Origin of the sequence: Agarivorans sp. Toyoura001 (genome assembly GCF_005405585.1) — a bacterium.
Classification (GTDB): domain Bacteria; phylum Pseudomonadota; class Gammaproteobacteria; order Enterobacterales; family Celerinatantimonadaceae; genus Agarivorans.
On record NZ_BJEQ01000004.1, the window covers coordinates 281451 to 303948 of the forward strand.

Genomic DNA, 22498 nt, shown 5'->3' on the forward strand with positions numbered 1-22498 from the left:
ATGCCTTTGAGTCTTGGCCAAATAGCTGAGCAGCTCGGATTAACCCTTGTTGGTGACGCCGAGCGAATTATATCTCGTATTGCCTCCTTTGAAAAAGCGGGTGATGAAGAGATAAGTTTTTTAACTAATGCTAAATACAAACCATTATTGGCGAGTAGCAAGGCTGCTGCCCTTATCTTGTCTAAAGAGCATGCTGAAGAGTTTGCGGGCAATTCGTTGATTAGTGATGACCCATACGTGAGCTACGCACAATTAGCGCAATTGCTGGACTCAACGCCAGCTTGTGCTAAGGGTATTCACTCTAGCGCTGTTATAGATAGCAGCGTGAAATTAGGTAGCGACGTTAACGTTGGTGCCAATGCAGTTATTGAAGCGGGCGTGACGCTTAACGATGGCGCTCAAATTGGTGCGGGTTGTTTTGTGGGGCAAAATGTCACCATCGGCTGTAATACAAAGCTGTGGGCAAATTGTACTATTTATCATGAAGTGGACATTGGTAACAATTGCCTTATCCAAGGTAACACTGTGATTGGTTGTGATGGATTTGGGTATGCTAACAAGCAAGGTCAGTGGATAAAAATACCACAACTTGGCACCGTAATTATTGGTGACAACGTTGAAGTTGGTGCGTCGGTTTCTATCGACCGAGGAGCATTGGATAACACTGTTATTCACTCTAATGTGATTATCGATAATCAAGTGCATATTGCACACAATGTAACGATTGGTTCTGGGACGGCTATAGCGGGTGCTACAGGCATTGCTGGAAGCACTAGCATAGGACGTTATTGCATTATTGGTGGCAGTGTTGGCATAAATGGGCATATAGACATTTGTGATCAAGTTACCATTACCGGTTATTCCATGGTGACTAAGTCAATTACAGAACCTGGCGTGTTCTCATCTGGGATGCCTGCGCAACCCAATCGCCAGTGGCGTAGGTCAATGACTCGACTCTCTCAGATTGACGACATGCATAAAAGAATTGTTAGCTTAGAGCGCAAACAAAGCGCTAAGCAAGATTAACCTAGGAAAAGATTTTGACTAAACAACTTAACCGCTTAGAAATTCAAGACATAATGGAATTGTTACCACATCGCTACCCATTTTTGTTGGTTGATCGTGTGCTTGATTTTGAAGTGGGTAAAACGCTACATGCCGTTAAGAATGTTACTTTTAATGAACCATTTTTTACTGGTCACTTCCCGCAGCAACCAGTATTCCCTGGCGTACTCATCTTAGAAGCGTTGGCGCAATGTACTGGTATTTTAGCGTTTAAATCAACGTCAAAACCTACTGAAAATGAGCTTTACTACTTTGCAGGAATCGATAAAGCGCGATTTAAAAAGCCAGTTGGCCCAGGTGACGTTTTGCATTTAGAAGTTGAACTACTGCGCGATCGTCGTGGTGTTGGTAAGTTTGACTGTGTAGCCAAAGTAGAAGATGAAGTAGTATGTAGCGCAGAGATTATGTGTGCTCGCAGAGCCTACAAATAGGTGAACCTTATGATTGATAGCACGGCTAGTATCCACTCTACGGCGATTATTGAAGGTAATGTAAGCATTGGCGCCAACACTACCGTAGGGGCGTTCACCATTATTCGTGGTGAAGTTACCATTGGCGATAACTGCCAAATTGCCTCTCACGTCGTGATTAAAGGGCATTCTAAAATTGGCAATAATAACCGAATTTTTCAGTTCGCTTCAGTAGGGGAAGATTGCCAAGATTTAAAATATGCTGGTGAAGATACCTATCTGGAGATTGGTGATAACAATACGATACGTGAGAGCGTCACTATTCACCGGGGTACAACTCAAGATAAGGGCCTAACAAAAATTGGCAGTAATTGCTTATTTATGATTAACGCCCACGTTGCTCATGATTGTGTCGTTGGCAATGGTTGTATTTTTGCCAATAATGCCACCCTTGCGGGTCACGTCACTATTGGTGACAACGTTATTTTTGGTGGGCAAGCAGCAATTCACCAGTTCGGTAAAGTAGGTTCTTATGCCTTTGTTGGCGGTTGCGCAGCCGTAAATAAAGATGTCCCACCGTATGTTATGGCTGTTGGAAACTACGCCCGACCTGTCGCTGTGAATACTGAAGGTCTGTTACGTCGTGGTTTTAGTAAAGACTCAATCAAAGCCATTCGCCAAGCCTATAAAACCTTATACCGTAGCGGTAATACTTTAGACGAAGCGCTTAGCCAAATAGAGCTCTCTGCAGAGCAATTTCCCGAAGTGAAACTATTCGCCGATTTCTTAAAAGAAAACGGTCGAGGTATCGTTCGCTAATGGCGCAATCTCCTTTGCATATTGCCATCGTCGCCGGGGAAGTCTCCGGCGATATTTTAGGTGCTGGTCTTATATCAGCGCTTAAAAAACAATATCCCGATGCGACTTTTTCCGGAATTGCTGGTCCGCTGATGCAAGAGCAAGGATGTAAGGCCTTGTTTGAAATGGAAGAGTTATCGGTAATGGGCTTGGTTGAGGTCTTGGGTCGTTTGCCTAGAATCTTAAAGATCCGTAAACAGTTACTTCAGCATTACCAGAATTCTCCGCCTGATGTTTTTATTGGTATCGATGCACCTGACTTTAATTTGGGTGTTGAGCATAAGCTACATGCTCAAGGCATTAAAACGGTTCATTATGTGAGTCCTTCGGTTTGGGCTTGGAAACAGAAGCGTGTTTTTAAAATTAAAGAAGGCTGTAACAAGATTTTAGTCTTTTTGCCCTTTGAAAAAGAATTTTATGATCGCTTCGATGTACCCTGTGAATTTGTAGGCCATACCTTGGCTGATCAAGTTCCAATGGATAATCCTCAAACCCCAGCTATTCAACAATTGGGTTTGAACCATGAGCATAAGGTATTAGCGATTCTACCGGGCAGTCGTAATGCCGAGGTGGGATTACTAAGTCCGGTGTTTTTAGAGTCTGCTAGGCGCTTAGTAAAGCAGTTTCCTGGCTTACAGTTGGTTGCTCCCTTGGTCAATCAACGGCGCCGTGAGCAGTTTGAAGCTTTAGTAGAAGAGCATGCTCCTGACTTAGATGTTAAGGTTGTTGATGGTCAAGCTCGAACAGTGATGACCGCAGCTGATGCGATACTGCTAGCATCAGGAACCGCAACGCTTGAAGCTATGTTAGTCAAACGACCTATGGTTGTAGCCTATCGCTTTAAGCCACTGACTTACCGAATCGCAAAACTTATTGTTAATGCCAAATTTGCAGCATTGCCAAACTTGTTAGCTGACGAGATGATTGTTCAAGAATACGTACAAGAAGACTGTACCAGTGATAATATTGTCGCTGAGCTAAGTCGCTTGTTACGCACTGACAATAGCGCGTTGTTAGATAAGTTTTCTGAGTTACACCAAAAGATTCGTTGCGACGCTGATAATAAGGCTGCTCAAGCAGTTGTCGACGTTATAAATAGCTAGTTTCCCCTAGTAAGTTTTGCCCTTCAACGGAGTAGTAATGACACCATTTATCTATCCTTCTGGTTTTTCTTTGTTTGCAGGTGTCGACGAAGTGGGGCGGGGCCCTTTGGTAGGCGACGTAGTCACAGCAGCTGTCATTCTTGATCCCAATAAACCTATTACCGGCCTTAATGATTCCAAAAAACTATCAGAAAAAAAACGACAAGTGCTAGCTGAAGAAATTAAAGCCAAGGCTCTTTGTTGGGCATTAGGCCGCGCTAATCCGCTAGAGATAGACCAACTTAATATTTTGCATGCCACCATGCTAGCAATGACTCGAGCAGTAGAAGCCTTAAGCGTTACCCCAGAGTTTGCTCTGATTGACGGGAATCGAGAACCTACTTTAAGTATTCCCTGCCAAGCTATTATTAAGGGCGATGGCCTAGTGGCTGAGATAAGTGCTGCTTCTATTATTGCAAAAGTTGCTCGAGATCATGAGATGGACGTGCTTGACGCTCGCTATCCGGAATACCAATTTGCAAAACACAAAGGTTACCCTACCGCTGTGCATTTAGAGATGTTAGCGAAGCACGGGCCTATTGATGAACACCGCCGCAGTTTTAAACCTGTTAAACGTGTTTTAGGAGAGTTGTAGTCTTGTCTGAGATTGCTCAAGCGCCTGCTTTTATCCACCTTCGGGTTCACTCCGATTTTTCCATGGTGGATGGGCTTAAAAAAGTTAAGCCGATTGTCGCTAAGGCGGCAGAGCTTAATATGCCAGCAATTGCCTTAACTGACCAAACTAACTTTTGTGGTTTAGTGAAGTTTTATGGCGAAGCTCATAACCAAGGAATTAAACCGATTGTCGGTTGTGATTTTTATGTGCAATCGGAAGAGTTTGGCGACGATTATTTCCGCCTGACTTTGCTAGCAAAAGACAATCAAGGTTATCAAAACCTTACGATGCTTATTTCTCGCGCTTATTTAGGTGGGCAGCATCTTGGTAAGCCGGTTATCCAAAAACAATGGTTAAGTGAGCACGCCGAAGGCGTTATTGTTCTGTCTGGAGCGCGCGAGGGCGATGTAGGCAAAGCCTTGTTAAAAGGCAACCAAGATATCGTAGAGGCAAGCCTTAGCTTCTATCAGCAATATTTTCCTGACCACTATTTCCTAGAGTTAATCCGTACCGGGCGACCTGACGAAGAAAACTACTTGCATATGGCGGTAGCTTTAGCGGCAGATAAAGGCTTGCCGGTGGTGGCTACCAATGAAGTGGTGTTTCTAGAAGAAGACCAGTTTCAACCTCATGAAGTGCGAGTGGCGATTTATGACGGATTTGCAATCGATGATAATCGTCGCCCTAAAAAATATAGCCCTCAGCAATACTTGCGTAATGAACAGGAAATGCTGGAGCTATTTGCTGATATACCTGAAGCATTACAAAACTCTGTAGAAATTGCTAAGCGCTGTAATGTAACTGTTCGTTTGGGAGAGTACTTTTTACCAGACTTCCCCACAGAAGGGCTGCCCATTGAAGAGTTCTTTTGTAAGGTGTCTTGGGACGGCTTAGAAGAACGCTTAGAGTTCCTATTTCCCGATCCTGAAGTACGTGCAGCAAAACGACCAGAGTACGATGAGCGTCTGCAGATTGAGTTAGACGTAATCAACCAAATGGGATTCCCCGGTTACTTCCTAATCGTAATGGAGTTTATTCAGTGGAGTAAGGATAACAATATTCCGGTCGGCCCAGGGCGAGGCTCTGGTGCGGGATCTTTAGTTGCCTATGCACAAAAAATTACCGATTTAGATCCATTAGAATACGATTTACTGTTCGAACGTTTCTTGAACCCAGAACGGGTATCAATGCCCGATTTTGACGTCGACTTCTGTATGGACCGACGCGACGAAGTAATCGACCACGTTGCTGATCTCTATGGCCGCGATGCGGTATCGCAAATTATTACATTCGGTACCATGGCTGCCAAAGCGGTGATTCGGGATGTAGGCCGAGTAATGGGTCATCCCTACGGCTTTGTTGATAGAATTTCCAAGCTGATTCCACCCGACCCTGGAATGACTCTTGAAAAAGCCTTTGAAGCAGAACCTCGTTTACCGGAGTTATATGACGGTGACCACGAAGTTCGTGAACTTATCGATATGGCGAGGATCCTTGAAGGGGTTACGCGTAATGCGGGTAAACACGCGGGTGGGGTGGTTATCTCCCCTACTACGATCACCGATTTCGCCCCCTTGTATTGTGACGCCGAGGGTAAGAACCCAGTTACTCAGTTCGATAAAAACGATGTTGAGTATGCAGGGCTGGTAAAGTTTGATTTCTTGGGCTTGCGTACCTTAACCATTATTCAATGGGCTTTGGATATGCTTAACCCAGTGCTTGAAGCTAAAGGTGAGCAGCCAGTAGATATTGCGGCAATTTCTACTACCGATCAAAAGTCCTTTAAATTATTGCAAGACTGTAAAACAACGGCGGTATTCCAGCTCGAATCTCGTGGTATGAAAGACTTAATCAAACGTCTCAAGCCCGACTGTTTCGAAGACATGATCGCATTAGTGGCATTGTTCCGTCCGGGACCCTTACAGTCAGGCATGGTAGATAACTTTATCGAACGTAAGCACGGTCGAGAAGAAGTGTCTTACCCCGACGAAACTTGGCAACACGACAGTTTGCAGCCGATCCTAGAGCCTACTTACGGCATTATCTTGTATCAAGAACAAGTGATGCAAATTGCTCAGGTCCTTGCTGGTTATACCCTTGGTGGCGCCGATATGTTACGACGGGCCATGGGTAAGAAAAAACCCGAGGAAATGGCCAAGCAGCGGGCAGTGTTTGAAGAAGGTTCTATTAAGAACGGAGTCGATGGCGAGTTGGCCATGAAGATTTTCGACTTGGTGGAAAAGTTCGCAGGCTATGGCTTCAACAAGTCTCACTCGGCTGCCTATGCATTGGTGTCTTACCAAACACTATGGATGAAAACACATTACCCTGCCTATTTTATGGCGGCGGTAATGTCGGCCGATATGGACAACACCGACAAAATTGTTACCTTGGTTGACGAGTGTAGCAATATGAAACTGAAACTGGTTCCGCCCGATGTGAATACGGGCTTATTCAAGTTTTCGGTCAATGCCGACGAAGAGATTGTTTACGGCATTGGTGCTATTAAAGGTGTGGGTGAAGGCCCGATAGATGCGATTTTGGCTGCGCGTGAAGGTAAACCCTTCATTGATTTGTTTGATTTTTGTTGTCGACTCGATTTAAAGAAAATAAACCGACGAGTGATTGAAAAGCTTATTATGGCGGGCGCTTTAGATAAACTAGGCCCTCACCGAGCAGCAATGATAGCTAACTTGCCCACTGCAATGAAGGCGGCTTCGCAGCACGCTCATGCCTCCGCACGGGGTCAAGAGGATTTATTTGGCGTTATTGCTGAAGAAGATGATGTTCGCCCTGAATTTCTTCCCGCAGAAAAATGGACCGAGAAAGTATGGCTAGAAGGGGAGAAAGAAACCCTAGGCCTGTATTTAACCGGCCATCCCGTTAATCGCTATGTGAAAGAGTTTCGTCACTATACTACTGGTCGTTTGGTGGATATTCGCCCAACAGCCAGGGGGAAAACCTCCACAGTAGCCGGCTTGGTGCTCTCTACTCGAGTGATGATGACCAAACGTGGTGCTAAAATGGGCATTCTGCAGTTAGATGACAGAAGTGCCCGATTAGATGTTATGTTCTTTAGTGATGCCTACGACACTTACCAAGATTTATTAGAAAAAGATCGCATGTTGGTGATTCAAGGAGAGGTCAGCGTTGATGATTTCTCCGGAGGCATTAAAATGACAGCTCGTGAAGTCATGGATTTGTCGATGGCCCGCGAGCGTTGGATGAAAAAGCTGCGTTTGAGCATGTGCCGAGATCAACTTGATGAGGTGTTCTGGCAGCGATTTTACCAAGTATTAGAGCCTTACCGAGCGGGAACCTGTCCGGTAACAATAAGTTATGAGGGCGATCATGCCAGCGGCATGTTAAGCTTAGGCACCGATTGGCGAATTACGCCAAGTGAAGATTTAATAGAGGCGTTGACCCAACTATTGGGGCAACAGCAAGTCACCCTAGAATTTAATTAAGAAAAAGATTATATGAATCCGAATTTTCTAGAGTTTGAGCAGCCGATTGCTGAGCTGCAAGCGCAAATCGAAGAATTGTGCATTGTGAATGAAGAATCTGGCGTAGATGTAGATTTACAGGAAGAAATCTCTCGTTTGCAACAAAAGCAAAACGATTTAACACAAAAAATATTCTCAGACTTAGGTGCTTGGCAAGTGGCGCAACTAGCGCGTCATCCAAATCGTCCTTACATGTTAGATTATATCGAACACATCTTTACTGATTTTGATGAACTAGCAGGCGACCGAGCTTACGCAAACGATGAAGCGATTATTGGCGGTATGGCCCGTTTAGACGGTAAACCTGTAATGGTTATTGGCCAACAAAAAGGCCGTGAAACCAAAGAAAAAATTCGCCGTAATTTCGGTATGCCAAAACCTGAGGGTTACCGAAAAGCGCTACGTTTGATGGAAATGGCTGAGCGATTCAAAATGCCTATCATCACGTTTATCGATACACCTGGAGCATATCCTGGAGTAGGCGCTGAAGAACGGGGCCAAAGTGAAGCTATTGCCAAAAACCTATTAGTCATGGCCGGTTTAAAGGTGCCAACCATTTGTACCGTTATTGGCGAAGGTGGCTCGGGTGGCGCGTTAGCCATTGGTGTGGGCGATCGTGTAAATATGTTGCAATACAGTACTTACTCGGTAATTTCTCCTGAAGGTTGTGCGTCTATCTTGTGGAAGAGTGCTGATAAAGCGCCAGTAGCTGCTGATGCCATGGGTATTACTTCAGAACGCTTGAAAGAGTTGGATTTAATTAACGATATCGTTGCCGAACCATTGGGTGGCGCGCATCGAGATATTCCAACTATGGCACATAACCTTAAAGCAAAATTAACCAGTGACTTAGATGCACTATGTGCATTAGATGTTGATACCTTGCTTGAGCAACGTTACCAACGTTTAATGTCTTACGGTTACTGCTAAACACAGTCTCAAGGCATTGAGTTGTTTAACTCAATGCCTATTAATGAGGTTTCTTTTTGTCTATCCAATCTCTTTTTAATCACTCCTTCAAACAACTTCCCACATCTATTACTCGTATTGTGGTTGCTTACAGCGGCGGCTTAGATTCTCGAGTATTGCTCCATTTAGCGGCCGAATATGTGCGTTTGAAAGCTGATGTTGAACTTCTAGCTGTGCATGTTAATCACGGTTTACAGCATTCTGCAGCGCAATGGCAAGAGCATTGCCGACTGCAAGCGAACGCTCTGTCGGTTGAATTTGTTGCTGAACAAGTATCGGTTGAAGTGAAACCAAGAGAGAGCTTAGAAGCAGTGGCGCGTGAAAAACGCTACGCTGCGTTAGCAAAACATATCGATGCTAAAAGTTGCTTGCTTACGGGTCACCATGCTGATGATCAGTTTGAAACTTTTACCTTGGCATTAAAAAGAGGCAGTGGATTACAAGGCTTAGCGGCTATGCCGCTATGCCGCAGTTTTGCCAAAGGTGTACTGCTGAGACCACTATTAACGTGCAGCAGGGTAGAGCTAGAAACCTACGCTAAACAACAGGGCTTAACTTGGGTGGAAGACCCCAGTAACCAGAGCTTAGAGTTTGATCGTAATTTTGTTCGACATCAAGTGTTACCAACATTTAGTAAACGCTGGCCCCAATGGTTACATACAGCGCAAAGAAGTGTTCAGCACTTACAAGAAGCCGTGAGCCTGCTTGATGAGCTGGCCGAGTTGGATTACCAGAACTGTGTTAGCGACCATGCTTTGGTGATTGCGTCACTAACAATGCTTTCACAAGCGAGACAAAAGAACTTAATTCGCTTTTGGTTTAAGCTGCTAGATTGGGACTATCCAAGTCAAAGCCAGTTAGCGCAAATTATGCAGCAAATCCAGGCTAAGGACGACGCTAAAGTCGCGATTACATTTTCTGAAGGACAGCTGCGTAGGTTTAAAAATAAACTGTATTTGGTGAACTCTAAAACACTCGTTGAAACGGAGTCCACCGTAGCTTGGTTATGGGATACGCAAAGAGCCATCAATCTTCAGAATAATAGTCAAATTAGTTGGCAAGCAGGCGGCAGTTTATTGCCACCTAGCAAAAATCAGCAGGTAACTATTCGTTTTAGACAACAGGTAGAGCAGGGTAGCTTTGATGCCTTAGAGCGTAATGGGAATCGCAGTATTAAAAAGCTGCTGCAAGAAGCCGGGTTAGCACCTTGGCTGCGTAATAGAATCCCCTTTGTTTTCTATAATGATGATTTAGTGGCGATTGGCCATTTGTACACCCAGCGCCAGTTTAGCTGCACTAATAATCAGGGCATTACACTTAACTGGCTGTCGGCTTGTTAGCGTAGAGTTGTTCATCGGCGAGTTGAATAAGCCGCTCGCTGTTACAACCCGGTGCCCATTCACTCACTCCTACGCTGGCAGATACATCGTATTGCGCTAGTTGTGGCGACTCTTCTAGTTTGGCGTGTAAGCGATTAATCACTTTCTTGGCTGATTGCTCTGTGGCTGGTCGTAACAACATGGCAAATTCATCACCGCCAATCCTAAATGCTTGGTCGCCGCTACGAATAACGGTTTTTAGCACTTCGGCAAAATTGATCAGTACTTGGTCACCAACAGGGTGGCCTAGGGTGTCGTTTACTTGCTTAAACTTATTCAAATCCAACAGCATTAATACCAAGCCACCTTGTTCTCTGTTTTGGCGAGTTTGCTGTTCAATAGAGGTATGTAAGGATTCATCAAAATGTGCGCGGTTACCAATTCCTGTTAAGTAGTCGTTACGCACTCGTTCCTGTAAGCGTGCAATTTGTAGCGCATGTTTAAGGGGGGCTTGTAAGATCTGGCTTAACTGACGCAGTTGTTCAATTTCACTGCGTTGAAAGGGGGTATCACGAGTAAATGTCGCAATCGCTAAGGGTTGATTGTTGTGATTTAAACTAAAGCTGCGGTAGTAGCGTTGTCCTTCAAACAAATTCACTTCTGTTTGAATAGCATCGCTGACTAAGCGGATAGCGGAAAACTCTACATAGTTGGTTGCCACTGCGGCAAAGTTTTGCAGTAGCTCGTCGAGCTGCAAGCTGTCCTGCAAAGACTCAATGATATTGAGTTTTTGTGCCGGGTTAAGCTGAACTGTACTAGAAAAATGTGATATTTTTCTAGGGCTTACCACGTTACTTTGAGCCAATTGTAATGAATCCATACTTACTTTACTCTTTGTTTAAACATCCAACGAGGTGTCAAAAAACACCACTGCATGAGGGTAAAGCAAATACTAGGCCAGCTAGTTTTCTAAAAAAGCCAAAATTTTGTCAATTTGCTTAAGCGTATCCTGATAGCCCTCTCTTATCAGATAGTTAGTGTAGGCCTGCTCGAACATTAAAAAGCTAGTAATTGCCGAAGGTTTGTCTTTTTTAATACCAAGTGTGGCTAGCATTAAGCGCACGCTAAGCGGAAGATGTGAGTAGTGATCGTGGGCGATTTGCTCAAAATCTATCTTAGGTTTAATACTCAAAGAAGTGATAGGTCTGAGATCTAACTGCTGTTGTTGATCTACGTTGAGAAGCTCAATGGTGCGGTTTATTCGTTGTAAGCGTTCCAAGTCTGAATTAAGCGTATCAGAAAAAATAGAATCCAATAGATGACCAGCAATAGCCGCACTATTTGGTGGGGGGCAGTCTATTGCACACGCTGGCTTTCTTGGCTGCTCCAAGTGAATCGCCAGTATTTTGTCTGCGCCTAAATGAATAGCTGGGCTAAGTGGGCAAAGCTGGTGAATTGACCCATCACCATAATAATCTTGACCTACTTTGGCAGCAGGGAAAATGAGAGGAATAGCTGTGGATGCCATTAAATGGGTGGTATGGATCTGCGTTTTTTTGCCGTGACGCCGGGCTCGTTGCCAGTCTTGCTGTTGCTGAGTAGCTTGAAAGAAAGATAAAGACTGGCCATCTTGGTAGTTAGAAGCCGTGACCGATAAAGCATCTAAGTAATTACGGGCAATGTTTTGGTCAATGCGCTTATAGTTTAGGTAGTTATTTAACAGCTCTTGCAATGGCTCATTGTTGAGTAATGAGAAACCGTTTCGTTTACTGTAGTCAGCATGTAGGCTTTTACACAGCATTGAAGATAGTTGTTTGGCAATGGCTAGCCCGTCGGTTCTAAAAACTTGCTTACATTGGAAGTTACGCCAAATATATTCGAGTTTTTTAACCCCAAGGCGAAAGCAAGAAGCATATACCGCGAGTGCGGTTGCATTGATTGCCCCAGCAGAAGTACCACATATAACTGAGAAAGGGCTAGCGTGATTGCGAGGGTATTGTTCAGCAATGGCTTTTAACACGCCAACTTGATAAGCAGCCCGTGCGCCACCACCTGTGAGAACAAGCGCGACTTTTTGTTTGGATTTTGCTCTAGGCTTTTGATTCATAATTATATGTTAGCACAGCGTCATTTGGCTGCTTGTCAGAATCATCACACACCAGAAACAAAAAAGCTGGCTATAGCCAGCTTTTAGTTGAAGCAAGTATTAACTTAGAATTGATTGAAGATGTCTTCAATTGCTACTTCTATTTTCTCGCCGCTACGGCGGTTTTTGTATTCGATCACGCCTTTGTCTAAGCTGCGGTCACCAATCACGATAACGTGAGGAATACCAATTAGCTCGATGTCTGCAAACATTACTCCAGGACGTTCTTTACGGTCATCAAACAATACATCGATGCCTCGCTCTTTGGCTTCTTCATAGAGTTTGTTGGCAACTTCCTGCACGCGATGAGACTTATGCATATTCATTGGCACAATCGCCAGCTTGAACGGTGCAATACTATCAGGCCAAGTGATTCCGTATTTGTCATTGTTCTGCTCTATAGCAGCAGCCACAATTCGAGATACACCAACACCATAACAGCCCATGGTTAGGGTTTGATTTTTACCCTGCTCATTCAGTACCGCTGCATTCATTGATTCCGCATAAGCTTCGCCTAATTGGAAGATGTGGCCGACTTCAATGCCGCGTTTTATCGCCAAGGTACCTGAACCGCAAGGGCTTGGGTCGCCTTCAACTACATTACGTAAGTCTGCAACTTGGCCTAGCGCTACATCACGCTCCCAGTTAATGCCAAAGAAGTGTTTATCATCAACGTTTGCACCAGCGCCAAAATCACTACAATGCGCAGCTGCGTAGTCTACAACAACAGGCATTGGCAGATTAACTGGGCCTAAAGATCCTGGTCCGGCACCCACTGCTGCTCGTATTTCTTCTTCGCTAGCGAACTCCAATGGAGAGGCTACATCGGCTAACTTCTCTGCTTTAATGTCGTTTAGTTCGTGGTCACCACGAATGATCAAGGCAATAAGCTGATGCTCAGATTCTTCGGTGGCTTTAACAATCAGCGTTTTAACTGTTTGTTCAATTTTTAGTTCAAATTGCTCAATCAGTTCAGCAATGGTTTTAGCATTTGGTGTTGCAACTTCTTGCATCTCCTGGCTTGGCGCAGGGCGTTCGCCTGCTGGTGCTATGGTCTCTGCTTTTTCGATGTTTGCCGCATAATCGCTACCATCAGAGAATACAATGGCGTCTTCACCTGATTCTGCTAATACGTGGAACTCATGCGATACACTGCCACCGATGCTGCCGGTATCAGCCAGTACAGGGCGGTACTCTAAACCTAAACGTTCAAAGATACGGCAATAACCCGCATACATTTCATCGTAGGTTTTCTGTAAACACTCAGGAGATAAGTGGAAAGAGTAAGCGTCTTTCATCAAAAATTCACGTGAGCGCATTACACCAAAACGTGGGCGAACTTCATCACGGAACTTGGTTTGAATTTGGTAAAGGTTAAGTGGTAGCTGTTTGTAGCTGTTAACTTCTTTACGCACTAATTCTGTAACAACTTCTTCGTGGGTAGGGCCTAGTACAAAGTCGCGCGAATGACGATCTTGAAAGCGCAACAGCTCTGGGCCAAATTTGTCCCAGCGACCTGTTTCTTGCCATAAATCTGAAGGTTGAACAGTAGGCATGTGGATTTCGATAGAGCCACAGGCGTTCATTTCTTCTCTTACAACTTGTTCTACTTTATGCAGAACTCTCACCCCATTGGGTAGCCAAGTATATAATCCAGAGGCTAATTTTCTGATCATGCCGGCACGCAGCATTAGCTGGTGAGAGACAACCTCGGCATCGCTTGGCGTTTCTTTCTGAGTTGCCAGAAGATATTTGCTAGAACGCATATCTATCCTATCATTTTTGCTATTAAATTCCGGCGATTGTAACAGGCAAATTTCGCTCTGTCAGGCCTTGTCACGACGGTCGCCAATGATTTTTGCAGGGTTACCTGCAACGATGGCCCATTCTGGTACATTTTTAGTCACCACTGACCCCATTCCTACCACTGCGTGGTTGCTTATATTCACGCCGTCTGTGATACAAACATTGGCGCCAATCCACACATCTTCACCAATGTTTATACCTTGTGACTGACTGTTTTGTTGCCATATAGGTTGGTCGGGGTGCATGCCATGATTAAAGGCATAAATTTTCACCCCATTCGCTATTCTAGAGTTTTTGCCAATGCTGACACCCTTTTGACCGCCATCAATGGAGCATCCGTGGTTAATTGCTACATGTTCGCCAATAGATAGAGGCCCATGCAAAAAGCACTGAGCGGCCACAAATGAGTTTGCTGCAATATCGATTAAGCGACCTGGCTCAGCAAATAACTGCGCATCGGGTGCGATAAAGCAGTGCTCGGCCAAGGTGACCGTTTCAACAGCTTGTATGTGTTGTTGAATTGCTTGCTGCCAGGGCTTAGCCCATTCAAGATGCTTGTCTTTTAAGCGGTAGTACAACCACGGCATCCAAGCCAAGCGTTGTTTGTGCTGCTGCTGGTAATCTTCAGGGCTAAGTGGCATAACTCACCGACATCACTGTGATGTATTGTTGCCCCTGCGGGTTAATGTTTACTTTCCAGCGAATGTTTAAATCAAACAAAGCCACGCCATATTCTTTATCATCTGCTTTATGTTGCTTGTAAGCAGGCCGAGGATCTTGTGCTAAGACCTGCTCAATCACCAGGTGTTGCTGCTCGCTAAGTGCCAAGGTTTGAGATTGTTGTTTGGCCTGAGGAGAAAAGCTCACTGGCAATAAAACTGACGGTGCTTGCTGAGCATAACCTGCCAATGCATCGGGTTTACTGTCTGAGTAAGGTAAGTAGGGTTTAACATCGTAAATAGGTGTGCCGTTAACTAAGTCTCCACCTCTAAAGTGCAGAGTAGGGCTTTTCGTATCGCGCTCTACGTGGCTCAGTTCCATTAAGGACAAGCCTAAATGGTTAGGTCTAAAACTAGAGCGAGAGGCGAGTACACCCACTTTTTTGTTACCGCCTAAGCGGGGAGGGCGCACTTTCGCTTTCCAGCCTGCCGCTATATTTTGATGAAAAGCGAACATTAACCATAAGTGGCTGAACTGTTCTATTTCAGCCAACATGTCTAGATCGTTAAATGGTTCACACAAGACTAATTTACTGCTTGTTGCGGTGACTAAATTGGCTTGTCTAGGCACCGAGAATTTTTCTTGGTAAGGGGAATGAATATGTCCCAAAGGTTCTATGGTTAAGGTCATAAGCTTAAATTTTGTAGGCCTTACCAAAACAGCTCATCATAGCGATACACGCAGCGGGGTCTTTAATGGGGTAGCATTGCTGTACCGTTACCGCGTTTGCACCAATACTAGCCGCTTGAGCACGTAAGTCATTACGGGCATCCACTTCTTGAGGTGGCGCTTGGTTGGTTTTTTCTTGGCAGCTTACCCCCTCTACAATACCTATATATTCAGCATTCAGTGGGTCAATATCCTCTGCTTGATACACTGTAACGTCAGCCGCGGGTACGTAGTTCTCGAAGTTCTCTTTATCTACGTTGGTATTGAATGAGTAATTGCCACTGCACCCTAAAATGCTAAGGCTTAATGCTGCTGTTAAAATGAAGCGCATAACTATCCTATTGATAAAATACTTGAAGCTGGTCATTGGCTGGTACAATTGACATATACTTATTGATAATACAGGGTTTATTATAACATCACTTACTTTCGCTTGCTGTTTCTAGTTTCATGCTGAATAGCGAAAATAATCCTGTAAGGATGGTTTACCAAGGATAGGGTAATGTTTAAACCTTGTTTCAGCATGTTTCAATCTCTCGATCTGGCTTGGCGTCATAGCGTAGGCTTGCTTTTTTCACTTGTGGTGGTGGTGGCGTTAGCCTTTTGGGGGCAAAGCGTTGACGCTACTGTGCCGCCGTTGGCTTCGTTGCTTGTGGCCGTATTCAGTATTATTTTGCCTTTATCTGTTGGCTTTATGTGTCGCAGATTTTATCGAAAAAAATACAGCTATACCATGTTGGTATTTGGTGCTGCCTTCTTCTCCGTCACGGGCTTAGAACTGTGTTATTTCGTACTTCATCACCAATCCTTTTTATCACCGTTACCTCACTCTTCTAACATAGTTGCAGTATGGGCCGGGTTAATCACACGCGGCTTTTTAGCCGCGGTACTCTTGATATGCGGAATATTGCTGAGTCGTTATGAACGTTTAGCTAATGGCGGAAAAATGAGCATTTCGGTATTGGCTATTGGTAGCATTATTTTTGCTGTGCTTAGTGTGGCTTTTCTGTATGTTGTTTCGCTACCTTTCATGCAAGTCACCCTAGATCATTTACGTTCGGTACTTGAACTGCTTGTTACGGTTATTTTTGCCGTAGCAATCGCTTATTTTGGTTGGCGAGGTCGGTGGTTACATTGCACTTTAGAGTGTGGTGTTTTTGCCTGTGTTTGCATTCAATTTATTTTGTATTTTTGGCCTGTTTCGCCAGAACTTGGTGCCAACAGCTTAGCGGTATTTTGTTTGGCGCTAATTAAACTCATAAGTTACTTAGTGGTAAGTATTGCCATTTATATTGAGCTTAAAGCGCCAGCCCCGATGAGTGATGTTGAGCGAGAGCATCGACGAGAAGATCGTTTAATTCGTTTAATGGAGAGGGCAAGAGCGAAGAATCACTCTTGGTTTACACGTACCAAAAGCTCGATTAGCACTTACGTTACTTTGCTCAGTGGCTGTTTGGTGGCTGCTGGAGTGCTGGTTACTTATTTGATTTTCTATTTTTCTTTTGTGTCTAGTTTAGAGCTTGAGCGTAAACAGCAGCTGAGTTTGCACAATGCTATTCAAGTGGAACGTTTAGACCGTGAAATAGACCACGCCTATGAAGAAATTCAACATTTTGCTGAGCCAGCGTTGCTTAGTGGCTTTATTCAACAGCAGTATGTTGATGGGCAGTTTTTAAATATCGAACCGGCTTTTTGGAAATCGCGAATAGAAAATGATATTCGCCACGAACTAAAGCGTGAAAAAGCTCTCGTTGCAGTACATTTAGTGATAGTTGCTCAGGGACAACAAATTGATTATTTGTCAGTGGGTAAACAATATGGTCAAACCTTACCTAAAACCTTATTAAAAAAGGCAGAGCTAGCACCTAATGCGGCCCACGCTCAAACCATTCGCCAAGCTAACCAAGGATTTTGGTACTTAGCGCATGGTGTGCAGCACCATTCTGGCGAAGTGGCTGCGATTTGGTTATTTCAGTATCAACTAGACGAACTGTTCAAATCCTCTCAACGTAACTCTACTTATGGACTGCTTGGTGAAGCCAACCAACATAGTGGTGGTCCGTTATTGGTGTTTGATGTAAATGGTGAACGGCTGTGGCGAAGTAAGCTGAATAAAAACGACAGTGGCAGATTTCAGGCGTCAGAATACCAACGTTTGAAAGAGTTGATCGACTCACCCGTTAAAGATGTTGCCAATCAAGTGATAACCTTTGGTTCCTATATACTCAGTATTCAGCGGCTCTCTTATTTCGCTAATAATAAAAAGGAACATTTGGATCTAGTCCAAATAGCTAATTATCAAGATACCATTGCTGCATCACAAATGGCGGCTAAACAAGCGTTGCTCGCGGCAACAGTAGTGACGGGTTTAATGGTATTGGTCGGGTGGTTTTTTGCGCACACCATTGTATCGCCGCTGCGTTACATTACTAATGCTACTTTATTGTTTGGTGAGCGTAATATTAGAGTCACCTTGCCAGAAAAATCTCACGATGAAGTGGGCGTGTTAGCTAAAGCAATTGGTCAAATGACAGAAAAGGTAGACGCTCGCACCGATCAGCTAAACAATGAAATTGCTCAGCATCAGAAAAGTCAAAAGCAACTATCTTTAGCGCAAAAAGAAGCAGAAGCTGCCTCGTTGGCAAAAAGTGATTTTTTAGCCATGATGAGCCACGAAATCCGTACTCCCTTAAATGGCATTATAGGTATGGCGCAGTTACTGAGTGCTTCTTCATTGAGTGCTGAACAAACCGAACATCTCAATACTATTCGTTTATCAGGTAAAGCCTTATTGGTGATAGTGAATGATGTACTGGACTTTTCTAAAGTTGAAGCTGGCAAAATGGAGCTGCGCTTAGACGCCTTCAACTTAAAACTCACGTTGTTAGAGGTGGTTAAGCTATTTTCACCTCAAGCGAAATCTAAGCATATAAAACTGCAGTTAGATTACCCTGAACACTTGCCTGCTGTGTTTATTGGAGATCAGGGGCGAGTGCAGCAGGTCTTCATAAACCTTGTTAGCAACGCCATTAAATTTACTGAGGTTGGAACCGTAAACCTAAGCGTAGAATATTGTCCTGATGTCAGCATTGAAGAGACTGTTGTTCTAAGAGTTACCGACAGTGGTATTGGCATAGCGGAAGAAGCCATTGCCGATTTGTTTACTCCTTTTGCTCAAGCTGATAATTCAACCACTCGTCGTTATGGTGGTACTGGATTAGGCTTGGCTATTTGTCATCGTATTGTATCATTAATGAACGGTGACATTAGTGTGCAATCTGGCTTAGGTGTGGGATCTGAGTTTCGCGTTAGTTTGCCCATGCAAAGTGTAGAAGATGATGTATTGAGTGTTGGGACTAAGGAGGAGCGAGAACACATCGAACTTAGTCGCTTAAGTGGTCATGTTCTTCTGGTGGAAGACACTCTAGTAAATCAACGCGTAGCAAGTCATATGCTGAATAGTTTTGGTTTGAAGGTGATGATCGCCAGAGACGGCCATGAAGCGATAGACTTGTTCAAGCGTTGGGGCTCTAAGTTGTCGCTGATTCTCATGGATTGTTTGATGCCAGATATGGATGGTTATGAAGCCACCACAGTGATCCGCGAGTTAGAAAACCACGCACAGCGTATTCCTATTGTTGCATTAACGGCCAGTGTTAGTGTTGAAGCCAAGCAAGCTTGCTTTGACGCAGGCATGGATGATTTTGTCACTAAACCTTTTGACCGCGTTGGGTTATATGTTTGCCTGCGTAAATGGTTGAGCGCGCGTAACGAGCGAGGGCGCAATTTATCTAGCCATCAAATGCCTGCCCCAAAAGACTACCAATACATCACTGCGGCTGATCTAGATAACTTAAGCTCAAGCATGGGAGAAGAGTTTGAGTCATTGCTACATGAGTACAAAAAAGGTGCTGAAGCCATGATTGTTGAATTGACTCAAGCGTTAAGTGCAGAGCGCTATCAAGAAGCCATTCGCCTAGCCCATGGCTTAAAATCAAGTAGCAGCTATTTTGGTGCCAGCCGTTTGCAGCACTTGTGTTTTCAACTTGAAGAAGGATTGAAAATTAAACCGATAACACACGAAATATTAGGACTTGCTGCTGCTTTAGAGGCTAACCTTCAAGAAACTATGCTGGAAATAGAACAGCATATGCGCTTATATTCTAAGTGATATCTATTTGGGTTTACCGGATGTAAACCCAATCGCTGGATAACGCCTCCAAGGTCTTGGCTTATCTTCAGCATCTTCACTTCAATAAAGGGAGCTTCGTCAGTGTCTATTTCCAATAAACTATTATCAGCGTTTGGCTTTATGGCTGTATTAATGGTTATTTCTGCTTTCATCGTATTTGTTCAACTAGGCAGCATTACTCAAAAGGAACGGCAAATAGTTGAAGTTAGTGTTCCTGTTGTTGCCCAAAGCAAAGAAATTGAAAGCCAGTTGCAGTTAACCGTTAGTTCGCTGCGTGGTTATCTTATTCATGGAGCCGACAAACAACGTGCCGAGCAGTTTCAACAGCAGTTTGAGCAATCATGGCAAAATATAGCGGCTAGCCTAGAACACCTTCAAGCTTTAACAACTGCAGGTGTGCCTGAACAAACAACCGCGAGTTTTGAGCAGCTCAAAGCGTTACAGCAACAAATTATTAAGATTTCAAACAGTGAAGACAACTTACCTGCTCATGCTCTGTTGTTATTTGATATAGCGCCCTTAGCAGAAGAAGCGATGAACCAAGTGTCTAGCGCTGTTACCGAAGAGGTATCACAGTCAGGTCTTTACAGCCCTAAAAAACGAGTACGTTTGTTAGCTGATATGAGCGAAGCACGTAATGAACTGGCTAATGCTTTAACCAGTTTAAGAAGTTTTATTATTACAGGAGATAGCTACGAGCAGAAAAAATACCAAGAATACTTTGCCAGACATAAGCAAAGGGTGGCAGATGTAGAGGCCGCCAGCAGCCTGTTTACAGAAGAGCAAGCCAGGCTTTGGCAGCAATTTGTAGAGTTGGTTGATATATTCGTACCCTTGGTAGATGAATTGTTTGTGATTCGCGCAGCCGAGGATTGGAATATCGCTAACTATAGAATGGCTAATGATGTTATACCGCTGGTGGAAGATATTCAGGTTCAGTTAGATAGTTGGAATCAACAGCAGCAACAACAGTTAGAGGACCACCAATCGCAATTGGAAACTCTGGGTAAACAAATCGTATTTGTGGTGTTTGCTGGCGCCGCTATCGCGGCTTTGCTCGGTGGTATAGTGGTTTTATGGTTAACGCAGCAAATTAAAACGAGCTTGGGCTTGGTTAATCAGAGAGCCGTAGAAATTGCTAATGGTAATCTGTCTAACCCACCCTTAAAGGTAACAAATAAAGACGAAGTAGGATTATTGACCACCTCAGTTAATGCTATGGCTGAGCAGTTAAAGGGGCTCATCGCCGAGGTTAATCAAACGGCGGCAGACGTTAGCCAAAGCAGTGTTCAAGTATTTGATAAAAGCAGTGGTATTGGTGCAGCGCTAGATGAGCAACGCTCAAAAGTAGACTCTGCAGCCACCGCGATTGAAGAAATGTCGGTTGCCGCTCGAGAAATTGCACAAAATACTTCGCAAGCTGCTGACCACGCTAGAGAGTGTGGAGAGGTAGCCGAGCAAGGCGGTGGCGTAGTGACTGACACCATTTCAATTATGAAAAAAATTGAAGGTTCAGTAGGGGACAGCAATCAGCATATTGCCAAACTAAATCTAGCAGGGGCAGAGGTTGAGAAAATCACCGATGTTATTGCAGGCATCGCCGAGCAAACTAATCTTCTTGCTTTAAACGCTGCAATTGAAGCCGCTCGTGCTGGTGAGCAAGGACGGGGTTTTGCAGTGGTGGCTGACGAAGTGAGAAGCCTCGCTAGCAGAACCAGTGAATCTACAGAAGAAATTGCACGTATCATTAATCAAATTCGCAGCCTCACAGAAGCCGCAAACCAAAGTATGAGCCAAAGTACCGAATTGGTATCTAGTGGTAGAGAAGTGGTGAACAAAGCTGGAGATGCTTTACAACAAGTCATTGGCACTACTCAGGGGGTAACTGAAATGGTAACTGCAATTGCCGCAGCTACTGAAGAGCAATCTGCAGTGGCTACAGATGTTGCCTCTACGTTAGAAACTATTGCGTTGATTGCTCAAGATTCGGTTAGTGAAGCTCAGTCAAGTGTGAATGATGCTAAAGCGTTAGAAGAAAAGTCGATTCAATTGAAACAACAAATCCAACGTTTTGTATTGTAGAATTGGCGCTTAGATAATTAACAGTAGAACTATGTAATGAAGCAGCCCGCTATTTTTCTCGACCGTGATGGTGTAATTAACCACGACCGTGGCTATGTTTCTAAGGTCGACGACTTTGAATTTATCGACGGCGCTATAGAAGCAATGCAACAACTAAAGAAAGCTGGATGGCTTTTAGTGGTAGTCACCAATCAAGCGGGTATTGCTCGAGGCTATTTTAGCGAAGAGCAATTTGTTAGTTTGACTGAATGGATGGATTGGTCATTAGCAGATCGTGGCGTAGATCTAGATGGTATCTATTTCTGCCCACATCATAGTAAATATGGTGACGAAACTTACCGTCAAGATTGCGATTGTAGAAAACCACAACCAGGTATGTTGCTAGAAGCGGCCGCTGAACTAAATATCGACTTATCTAAATCTTGGTTAGTCGGTGACAAAGCATCTGATCTTCTTGCAGCTAAAAATGCCGGTGTACCTAATCGATTATTGGTTGAAGGCCAGTATCCAATATCAGAACAAGAAGCAAAGCTAGCCATAGCCAAAGTTGCTTCTCTACAAGATGCTGCAGTATATATTCAACAGCAGGGTTAGCTCATTAGCTAAATGATGAGTTTTCCATTCCGTATATCTCTTTTGGTCTGCGCAAACTCTCTTTTTTAACTTACTTTTGTTGTATTTTTAGTCAAAAATGACTGTTTTGTTTAGAATGTGAGCAAACGGTGCGGTAAAGCGCATTTTTGGTAAAAAAACGCTTGCACCAAAATCGCGGATCCCTATAATGCGACTCCACTGACACGGCAAGCGGCGCTGCAAAGCAAGGTTGAAACGAGGTCAGGGTTGGTAAGGCCTGAGGCTTTATTAGCGGCTTAAAAACTTCTTCTTAATTAATATTAAAAAGCGGTTGACAGCCACAGAGGAAAGCGTAGAATGCGCACCTCGCTTCGGCAACGAAGCAACGCTCTTTAACAATTTATCAAGCAATCTGTGTGAGCACT

General features: G+C 44.1%; 17 protein-coding genes. 11 read left to right on the forward strand and 6 right to left on the reverse strand.

What is annotated here, in order from left to right:
* From lpxD to tilS, 8 genes are all read left to right on the forward strand, one after another.
* The gene (gene lpxD, locus FFR00_RS07975) at positions 1-1026 is read left to right on the forward strand and encodes a UDP-3-O-(3-hydroxymyristoyl)glucosamine N-acyltransferase (protein WP_137672862.1); all 1026 of its coding nucleotides are present in this window, start codon (positions 1-3) and stop codon (positions 1024-1026) included.
* A 14-nt stretch (positions 1027-1040) separates the two neighbouring features.
* Positions 1041-1496 (forward strand): 3-hydroxyacyl-ACP dehydratase FabZ, encoded by a 456-nt coding sequence (gene fabZ, locus FFR00_RS07980; RefSeq protein ID WP_137672863.1) that lies wholly within the window; start codon positions 1041-1043, stop codon positions 1494-1496.
* 9 nt (positions 1497-1505) lie between these two features.
* Complete coding sequence (lpxA, locus tag FFR00_RS07985; RefSeq protein ID WP_137672864.1) at positions 1506-2294, forward strand: acyl-ACP--UDP-N-acetylglucosamine O-acyltransferase; 789 nt, start codon at positions 1506-1508, stop codon at positions 2292-2294.
* On the forward strand, positions 2294-3436 hold the full coding sequence (lpxB, locus tag FFR00_RS07990) for a lipid-A-disaccharide synthase (RefSeq protein ID WP_137672865.1): 1143 nt from the start codon (positions 2294-2296) through the stop codon (positions 3434-3436). Before lpxA ends, lpxB begins: the two co-directional genes overlap by 1 nt.
* Before the next feature lie 37 nt (positions 3437-3473).
* The gene (gene rnhB / locus FFR00_RS07995; protein WP_137672866.1) at positions 3474-4070 is read left to right on the forward strand and encodes a ribonuclease HII; all 597 of its coding nucleotides are present in this window, start codon (positions 3474-3476) and stop codon (positions 4068-4070) included.
* A 62-nt stretch (positions 4071-4132) separates the two neighbouring features.
* Positions 4133-7558, forward strand: coding sequence for a DNA polymerase III subunit alpha (gene dnaE, locus FFR00_RS08000; protein WP_201798715.1), 3426 nt, complete (start codon positions 4133-4135; stop codon positions 7556-7558).
* A 12-nt stretch (positions 7559-7570) separates the two neighbouring features.
* Positions 7571-8527, forward strand: coding sequence for an acetyl-CoA carboxylase carboxyl transferase subunit alpha (gene accA / locus FFR00_RS08005; protein WP_137672867.1), 957 nt, complete (start codon positions 7571-7573; stop codon positions 8525-8527).
* A gap of 56 nt (positions 8528-8583) precedes the next feature.
* Positions 8584-9906, forward strand: a complete 1323-nt coding sequence (gene tilS, locus FFR00_RS08010; protein ID WP_137672868.1) for a tRNA lysidine(34) synthetase TilS — start codon at positions 8584-8586, stop codon at positions 9904-9906.
* Here the strand turns inward: tilS and FFR00_RS08015 are convergent.
* The 6 genes from FFR00_RS08015 to rcsF all read right to left on the reverse strand — a co-directional run bounded on the left by FFR00_RS08015 (position 9884) and on the right by rcsF (position 15557).
* Complete coding sequence (locus FFR00_RS08015) at positions 9884-10765, reverse strand: GGDEF domain-containing protein (RefSeq protein WP_137672869.1); 882 nt, start codon at positions 10763-10765, stop codon at positions 9884-9886. The genes tilS and FFR00_RS08015 overlap by 23 nt on opposite strands.
* Before the next feature lie 81 nt (positions 10766-10846).
* Positions 10847-11992: a patatin-like phospholipase family protein gene (locus FFR00_RS08020; RefSeq protein WP_137672870.1), complete on the reverse strand. Its 1146-nt coding sequence runs from the start codon at positions 11990-11992 to the stop codon at positions 10847-10849.
* Between the two features lie 104 nt (positions 11993-12096).
* The gene (locus tag FFR00_RS08025; protein ID WP_137672871.1) at positions 12097-13797 is read right to left on the reverse strand and encodes a proline--tRNA ligase; all 1701 of its coding nucleotides are present in this window, start codon (positions 13795-13797) and stop codon (positions 12097-12099) included.
* 60 nt (positions 13798-13857) lie between these two features.
* The gene (locus FFR00_RS08030; RefSeq protein WP_137672872.1) at positions 13858-14478 is read right to left on the reverse strand and encodes an acyltransferase; all 621 of its coding nucleotides are present in this window, start codon (positions 14476-14478) and stop codon (positions 13858-13860) included.
* A complete protein-coding gene (gene tsaA, locus FFR00_RS08035; protein WP_137672873.1) occupies positions 14468-15187 on the reverse strand; it encodes a tRNA (N6-threonylcarbamoyladenosine(37)-N6)-methyltransferase TrmO in 720 nt (239 codons plus the stop codon). The genes FFR00_RS08030 and tsaA overlap by 11 nt, the downstream gene beginning before the upstream one ends.
* Positions 15188-15191: 4 nt before the next feature.
* Entirely contained in the window at positions 15192-15557 is a 366-nt protein-coding gene (rcsF, locus tag FFR00_RS08040) for an Rcs stress response system protein RcsF (protein WP_161985123.1), read from the reverse strand.
* Positions 15558-15728: 171 nt separating this feature from the next.
* On the opposite strand from rcsF, the gene FFR00_RS08045 reads away from it, so the two are divergent.
* The 3 genes from FFR00_RS08045 to gmhB all read left to right on the forward strand — a co-directional run bounded on the left by FFR00_RS08045 (position 15729) and on the right by gmhB (position 22094).
* Positions 15729-19397: an ATP-binding protein gene (locus tag FFR00_RS08045; RefSeq protein WP_137672875.1), complete on the forward strand. Its 3669-nt coding sequence runs from the start codon at positions 15729-15731 to the stop codon at positions 19395-19397.
* Positions 19398-19499: 102 nt separating this feature from the next.
* Entirely contained in the window at positions 19500-21500 is a 2001-nt protein-coding gene (locus FFR00_RS08050; RefSeq protein WP_137672876.1) for a methyl-accepting chemotaxis protein, read from the forward strand.
* Positions 21501-21536: 36 nt separating this feature from the next.
* Positions 21537-22094: a D-glycero-beta-D-manno-heptose 1,7-bisphosphate 7-phosphatase gene (gene gmhB, locus FFR00_RS08055; RefSeq protein ID WP_137672877.1), complete on the forward strand. Its 558-nt coding sequence runs from the start codon at positions 21537-21539 to the stop codon at positions 22092-22094.
* Positions 22095-22498 lie beyond the last annotated feature (404 nt).

What these genes read in the sequence shown, in the direction of transcription:
- lpxD (WP_137672862.1), top strand. Translation starts at nt 1, where the DNA reads ATGCCTTTGAGTCTTGGCCAAATAGCTGAGCAGCTCGGATTAACCCTT.
- lpxA (WP_137672864.1), top strand. Translation starts at nt 1,506, where the DNA reads ATGATTGATAGCACGGCTAGTATCCACTCTACGGCGATTATTGAAGGT.
- lpxB (WP_137672865.1), top strand. Translation starts at nt 2,294, where the DNA reads ATGGCGCAATCTCCTTTGCATATTGCCATCGTCGCCGGGGAAGTCTCC.
- rnhB (WP_137672866.1), top strand. Translation starts at nt 3,474, where the DNA reads ATGACACCATTTATCTATCCTTCTGGTTTTTCTTTGTTTGCAGGTGTC.
- dnaE (WP_201798715.1), top strand. Translation starts at nt 4,133, where the DNA reads ATGGTGGATGGGCTTAAAAAAGTTAAGCCGATTGTCGCTAAGGCGGCA.
- accA (WP_137672867.1), top strand. Translation starts at nt 7,571, where the DNA reads ATGAATCCGAATTTTCTAGAGTTTGAGCAGCCGATTGCTGAGCTGCAA.
- FFR00_RS08015 (WP_137672869.1), bottom strand. Translation starts at nt 10,765, where the DNA reads ATGGATTCATTACAATTGGCTCAAAGTAACGTGGTAAGCCCTAGAAAA.
- FFR00_RS08020 (WP_137672870.1), bottom strand. Translation starts at nt 11,992, where the DNA reads ATGAATCAAAAGCCTAGAGCAAAATCCAAACAAAAAGTCGCGCTTGTT.
- FFR00_RS08025 (WP_137672871.1), bottom strand. Translation starts at nt 13,797, where the DNA reads ATGCGTTCTAGCAAATATCTTCTGGCAACTCAGAAAGAAACGCCAAGC.
- FFR00_RS08030 (WP_137672872.1), bottom strand. Translation starts at nt 14,478, where the DNA reads ATGCCACTTAGCCCTGAAGATTACCAGCAGCAGCACAAACAACGCTTG.
- tsaA (WP_137672873.1), bottom strand. Translation starts at nt 15,187, where the DNA reads ATGACCTTAACCATAGAACCTTTGGGACATATTCATTCCCCTTACCAA.
- rcsF (WP_161985123.1), bottom strand. Translation starts at nt 15,557, where the DNA reads ATGCGCTTCATTTTAACAGCAGCATTAAGCCTTAGCATTTTAGGGTGC.
- FFR00_RS08045 (WP_137672875.1), top strand. Translation starts at nt 15,729, where the DNA reads ATGTTTAAACCTTGTTTCAGCATGTTTCAATCTCTCGATCTGGCTTGG.
- gmhB (WP_137672877.1), top strand. Translation starts at nt 21,537, where the DNA reads ATGAAGCAGCCCGCTATTTTTCTCGACCGTGATGGTGTAATTAACCAC.